This window comes from Nocardia carnea, from assembly GCF_029868325.1.
Lineage (GTDB): Bacteria > Actinomycetota > Actinomycetes > Mycobacteriales > Mycobacteriaceae > Nocardia > Nocardia carnea_C.
The window spans coordinates 1-5979 of the sequence record NZ_JARWNW010000055.1 but is presented as its reverse complement, the minus strand read 5'-3'; the positions used below and the strand labels follow the sequence as shown (position 1 = coordinate 5979).

Sequence of the window (5979 nt, the reverse complement as noted above, 5' to 3'; positions counted from 1 at the left end):
CAACACCCGTGTCCCGCCCGGGGGGCGCGCCGGGGGGGGGCGGCTAACCCGCTTGGGGCGCCCCCCGCGCGGGGGTGCTCGGCCGGCACCTGGCCCCGGGCGCGACCGGCCCCGGTGTTTCGGCGGGTCGATACGCCGCGCGCCTTCCGGACGTAGGGGGCCCGCCAGTGGTCGTTCCGGCCACTGGCGCATCTGGGCAACGGCAAGGAAATAATCCGGAAACGCGCTGGTCATCAGCGTCCAATAGACCAGTATTCATCCTATGACTCGGCCGGTTGCAGCTGATCCGAGGTTATCCGGGTCGCGCGACCTCCGTGCCGATATGCGGGTCCGCTCCCCGGACCGCGTTCGTTCGCGAGCTGGCAGAGAGCGGATAGGTTCCCTGTCCAAGGCGCGGCGATTGCGGTGCAGATCACAGAGTGAGGGTGTGGAAATGGCGTGGCGATCTAGATACAGGAGAGTGTCGTTCGCGATACTCGCGATGGCGCTGGCGATCACGCTGGGCGCCTGCACCAGGCCCGCGACGCAGGAGGCGGAAGCGAGTGCCGGCGGAACGATCCGGGTCGCGGTGGGGATCGACGCGTCGTTTGCGGCGTTCTTCCTCGCGGACCAGGAGGGAATGTTTCGCGACGCGGGTCTGAATATCGAACTCGTGCAGTTCGGTAGCGGCGGGGAAGCGGTCGACGCGCTCGCCAGTGGTCAGGTACAGCTCGCCGGCAGTTCGGACACCACGACCATTTCGCAGCTACGGCAGAACCCCGATATGCGGGCGATATTCGCCTACGAAGCGTCGGGCGATTACATCAAGGTCGTCCTGCGCAACGGTATACAGACCGCGGCCGATATCGAGAAGATCGGATTCGTGCCCGGCCTCGGGCAGGTGTCGACCGATAAGTATCTGCGGGCAAACGATATCGCTGCCGATTCCGTCGAGATGATTTCGGCAACCCCCAGCGATATGCCGGCACTGCTCGCCCGCGGCGATATCGACGGTTATGTGCTGTGGGAGCCGTGGCCGAGTGCGGCGGTAACGCAGGGGACCGGCCGGGTGGTCGGAGTGACCGGAGATTTCGACTGGATCTATCACCACTGGGCGGTATCCACTGATTCGTGGCTCGAGAAGAACCCCGCGGAGGCCCAGCGGTTCGCGCAGGTGCTCGCGGCGGCGGGCGAGCGAGTCGAACAGGATCCTGCCGGGGCCGCGGCGGCCACCCGGAACGCGGTCAATGTGGCCGACGAGCAGACCCTCGTCGCGATCCGCGAAATCGATTTCAGGGTCACGAACCTGACCGAGAAGGACGTGGACTCGGCGCAGCAGATCGTCGATTTCTACCAGGACATCGGCGTCCTCTCCGAGCAGCCCGACCTGAGGTCGGCGATGCTGCTCGATTGGTACAAAGAGGAGAAGAAATGACCGTGACCACACCTGATATCGCAATCGCGGGCGCTACCGACAAAGGCGTCTCGGTTCAGATCCGGGATCTGGATATCGATTTCGGAACTGCCGAAATCGTCGCGGGCATCGACCTCGCGGTACGGCCGGGCGAATTCGTCTGCCTGCTCGGGCCCAGCGGTTGCGGTAAATCGACTCTGCTCTCCGCCATGGCCGGGTTCGTCCGGCCCACGGCCGGCGGCATCAGCTGCGACGACGAGAAAATCGACGGCAGTAACCGTCATGCCGGCATGGTTTTCCAGAGCTCGGAGGCGTTGTTCGACTGGATGACCGTCGCGCAGAACGTCGCCTACGGGCCGCGGATGCACGGCGCGAAGAAGGCCGAACAGGCGCGGATAGCGGCCGAATACCTGGGGATGGTCGGCCTTCCGCATGCCGGCGCAAAATTCCCGGCCCAGCTGTCCGGCGGGATGCGCCAGCGGGTACAGATCGCCCGAGTACTGGCCAACCAGCCCTCGCTGGTCCTGATGGACGAACCGTTCGGTGCGCTGGATGCCCAGACCCGTCAGGTTCTGCAGACCGAACTGGACAAGATCTGGCGGCATACCGGCTGCACGGTCGTCTTCGTCACCCACGATATCGACGAGGCGCTGACCCTCGCCGATCGTGTCGTGGTGATGACAGCCGGCCCCAAAGCCCGGATCAAGAGCATCTACGACGTTTCCGCGCCGCGCCCCCGCGACCGGGCGAATCCCGAGGTGATCGGACTGTACGAGCAGCTGCGTGACGATATCCGGGCCGAAGTCGTCGCCGCCCTGCGCAATCAGGGGTTCGAAGGCGAACCGGACCTCGCGGGTGTCCGGGGCGAGGAGGAAAAGGTATGACCGCCGTAGCGGAAATCCGTGCACCACGTGGCACGGTCTCGGCGCGTAACGCCGGAATGCGAATCGGGAACCAGGTACTGCGCACCGGGACGCTGTGGCTCGGCTCGGCGCTCCTCGGGCTGGCAGTCTGGTCGTTCCTGGCGTGGTGGTACGGCCCGACAACGATCGCCTCGCCCGCCGAAGTGTGGCGGGCGGCGGGTGAACTGTCCGAGAGCGGTGTCCTGTGGACCTCGGTGGTCGCCTCGGGGCAGCGCATCCTGCTCGGCTGGAGCCTCGGCGTGATCGTCGGCGCCCCGATCGGCATCCTGATGGGCCGATTCAACCTGGTCCGGCAGCTGCTCGACCCCTATATCGAGTTCTTCCGGTTCATCCCACCCATCGCTTTCGTGACACTGGCCGTGGTGTGGTTCGGTATCGGTGAGACCTCCAAGGTGGTGCTGATTTTCTACACCTCGGTGTTCATCGTCACCGTGAGCACGATCGCCGCCACCGTATCGATCAGCGAAAACAAGCTGCAGGCTGCGACGAATCTGGGTGCGGGCCGGCTGCAGATCATGCAGACGGTGGTGTTGCCGTCCGCGGTACCCGGTATCGTCACCGGCGCCCGGCTGGCGATGGGCAACAGCTTCCTGACCATCGTCTCCGCGGAGATCGTCGCCTCCGAGCACGGTCTGGGCTCGATGATCTGGCAGGCCCGCAACTATGGCCGCATCGATTGGACCTTCGTCGGCATCATCGTGCTCGGCATCATGGGTTTCCTCTTCGATCGCATCCTGCGTCTGTCCTCCACCAAGTTCCTTGCGCGCTATGGCGTCAAATAATCAGATGGGTACACGATTCGGTGAATGCGATTCGTACACATGCGCGCAGGATTCCGCGTAACTTTCTCAACGGGGTCGAGCGGGTAGGGAATCGGCTGCCCCATCCCTTCATTCTCTTTCTGCTGATCGCCGCCGTGATCGCGGTCGCCTCGCTGCTCGCCTCGTTGGCCGGGGCGACGGTGATCGATCCGAAGGAGAACACGCCGGTCGCGATCCAGAGCCTGGTCTCGGGGGAGGGACTGCAGTTCGCGCTCACCTCGATGATCGACAACTTCCTGTCGTTCCCGCCGCTGGGTCTCGTAATCGTGATGCTGCTCGGCGTGGGCCTGGCCAATCAGGTGGGCCTGCTGGAGGTTGCGTTCAAGGCGATCGTGGCGCGAGCGTCGTCGCGAATGCTCACCTTCGTGGTGATCTTCGTCGGCATCGTGAGCAATGTGGCTTCGGAATCGGCCGCCATCGTGATCCCGCCGCTGGCCGCTATGCTTTTCCTCGCGGTGGGGCGGCATCCGATCGCCGGCCTCGCCGCCGGGTTCGGGGCGGTGGGGGCAGGGTTCTCGGCGAACTTCCTGATCGCCGGCACCGATGTGCTGCTGTCCGGGCTCACCACGTCTGCGGCGGGAATCGTCGACAGCGAAACCGTCGTGACGCCCGTCGCGAACTGGTTTTTCATGTCGGCGTCGACGGTGGTGCTCACTCTGGTGGGTGTTTTCGTGACCGAGAAGATCGTCGAGCCGCGGCTGGGGCCGTACGAGCGTTCGGGTCAGGTCGAGACAGCGGAGTTCACGATCTCGGTGGAACAGCGGCGCGGGCTGCGCCGGGCGTCGCTGGCGGCGATTGTCTATGTCGTGGCCGCCGGTGTGCTGGTCGTGCCGCCGAACGGTCTGCTGCGCGGCGACGACGGTGGCATCATCGATTCGCCGTTCATGGATTCGCTGGTGCCGATTATTTTCCTCTTCTTCGTCACGGTGGGGGTGGTCTACGGTGCGGCGACCGGTGCCATACGGTCCAGCAGCGATGTGCCGAAATTGATGATCGAATCGGCACGAGAATTGGCCGGAATCCTGGTGCTGGTATTTGCGGTGGCGCAGGCGCTCGCCTACTTCGAATGGACCAATATCGGGTTGTGGATCGCGGTACAGGGCGCGGAGGTGCTCCAGAATCTCGAATTGCACGGTGTGGTCGCCCTGGTCATTCTGAGTATCGTTACGCTGATTCTCAGTCTGGTGATCTCCAGCGGTTCAGCGCTGTGGTCGATCATGGCACCGGTCTTCGTGCCGATGATGATGCTGAACGATATCAACCCCGCGTATGCGCAGCTCGCGTACCGGATCGCGGATTCGTCGACCAATATGCTGGTACCGCTCAGCCCGATCCTGGCCGTTGCGCTCGGCTATATCCAGCGTTACGACAAGAAGGCAGGAATCGGCACGGTGTTCGCATTGATGATCCCGTATGCGGTCGTCTTCTACGCGATCTGGATCGTTCTCTTCGTGGTATGGGTTCTGCTGGGTATACCGATCGGCCCGGGCCAGACGCTTCACGAAATCTCCTAGTGCACAGAACAATCGAAAGAAGTATGTGAATGACCGATATCTCGGAGCCGCTGGACATCGCACTGGACGAACAGGTGGAAAAGGTGTTGCGCGACGATATCGCCGGATTGCGGGAGAAACTGCTGTCGGTGAGCCACGATATCCACCGGAACCCGGAGGTCCGGTTCACCGAACACCACGCCAGCGCACTGCTCGCGGATACGCTGGCAGCGGAAGGGTTCACAGTCGAGTCGGGTGTCGCGGGCCTCCCCACAGCCTTCCTGGCGGAGTTCGGTTCGGCGGATACCGGGCCGACGGTCGCCATATTCCTCGAATACGATGCGCTGGAGGAGATCGGCCACGCCTGCGGCCACAATGTGATCGCCACAATCGGTCTCGGCGCGGCGATCGCGGTGCGGCGCTGGCTGGACGATTCCGGTACCGGCGGCAGGATCATTGCTGTCGGCAGTCCCGCCGAAGAAGGCGGTGGCGGCAAGACGTACCTGCTCGATAGCGGCCGGCTCGACGGAATCGACGCGGCGATGATGATGCATCCCTCGGGGGAGAACCTCGCCGCCATGCGGACGCTGGGCCGTGTCGCGCTCGACTTCGAGTTCACCGGGAAAGCCGCGCACGCCGCCGTCTCCCCGCACGACGGCGTGAACGCGCTCGACGCCGCGGTGCTGACGCTGAACGCCATCGGGTTGCTGCGGCAACAGCTTCCCGACGACGTCCGGGTACACGCCGTGATACGGGACGGCGGGGAAGTGCCCAATGTGATCCCGGAACGTGCGGTGATCCGCACCTACATCCGGGCGGCGGATACCGAGGCCTTGGTCGGCAATTTCCAGCCGCGGATCGAACGGTGCGCGCAGGGGGCGGCGCTGGCCACCGGGGCGTCGTTGAACATCGAGAAACAGGCGCCGACCTATGCCGGTCTGCGACCGAATCCGGTGCTCGCGCAATTGGTCGACGCGAACTTCGCGCGGGTCGGGCGGGTGACCGAACCGCCGCGCACCGAGGTATTCCCCGGGTCGACCGATATGGGAAATATCAGTCAGCTGATCCCCTCCATCCATCCGAATATCGAATTCGTGCCGGGGCTGTCGATGCATACCCGGGAGGCCGCGGCATATGCGGGTGGCCCCGAGGGCGACCGTGCGGTGACCGACGGCGCGCTGGTGCTGGCGATGACCGCGGCGCAACTCTTCGCGCGTCCGGAGCTGGTCGAGCGGGTCCGGGCCGAGTTCGTCGAGGGCACCAGGGTGAGCTGACAGCGGCACCGAACGCGGGGGGGGGGGGGGGGGGGCGGGGGGGGGGGGGCCCGGGGGGGGGGGGGGGGGGGGGGG

5 protein-coding genes are annotated in these 5979 nt (G+C 64.9%); all 5 read left to right on the top strand.

What is annotated here, in order from left to right:
* The first annotated feature begins 460 nt into the window (after window positions 1-460).
* Genes QH196_RS03065 through QH196_RS03045 form a run of 5 tightly spaced genes read left to right on the top strand, consistent with a single transcriptional unit; the run spans window position 461 to window position 5904 of the window.
* Window positions 461-1414, top strand: a complete 954-nt coding sequence (locus QH196_RS03065) for an ABC transporter substrate-binding protein (protein ID WP_280414208.1) — start codon at window positions 461-463, stop codon at window positions 1412-1414.
* Entirely contained in the window at window positions 1411-2277 is an 867-nt protein-coding gene (locus QH196_RS03060) for an ABC transporter ATP-binding protein (protein ID WP_280414207.1), read from the top strand. The genes QH196_RS03065 and QH196_RS03060 overlap by 4 nt, the downstream gene beginning before the upstream one ends.
* A complete protein-coding gene (locus QH196_RS03055) occupies window positions 2274-3098 on the top strand; it encodes an ABC transporter permease (RefSeq protein ID WP_280414206.1) in 825 nt (274 codons plus the stop codon). Before QH196_RS03060 ends, QH196_RS03055 begins: the two co-directional genes overlap by 4 nt.
* 20 nt (window positions 3099-3118) lie before the next feature.
* Window positions 3119-4651, top strand: coding sequence for an AbgT family transporter (locus tag QH196_RS03050; protein ID WP_280414205.1), 1533 nt, complete (start codon window positions 3119-3121; stop codon window positions 4649-4651).
* 29 nt (window positions 4652-4680) lie between these two features.
* The gene (locus QH196_RS03045) at window positions 4681-5904 is read left to right on the top strand and encodes a M20 family metallopeptidase (RefSeq protein WP_280414204.1); all 1224 of its coding nucleotides are present in this window, start codon (window positions 4681-4683) and stop codon (window positions 5902-5904) included.
* Window positions 5905-5979 lie beyond the last annotated feature (75 nt).

What these genes read in the sequence shown, in the direction of transcription:
- QH196_RS03055 (WP_280414206.1), top strand. Translation starts at nt 2,274, where the DNA reads ATGACCGCCGTAGCGGAAATCCGTGCACCACGTGGCACGGTCTCGGCG.
- QH196_RS03060 (WP_280414207.1), top strand. Translation starts at nt 1,411, where the DNA reads ATGACCGTGACCACACCTGATATCGCAATCGCGGGCGCTACCGACAAA.
- QH196_RS03045 (WP_280414204.1), top strand. Translation starts at nt 4,681, where the DNA reads ATGACCGATATCTCGGAGCCGCTGGACATCGCACTGGACGAACAGGTG.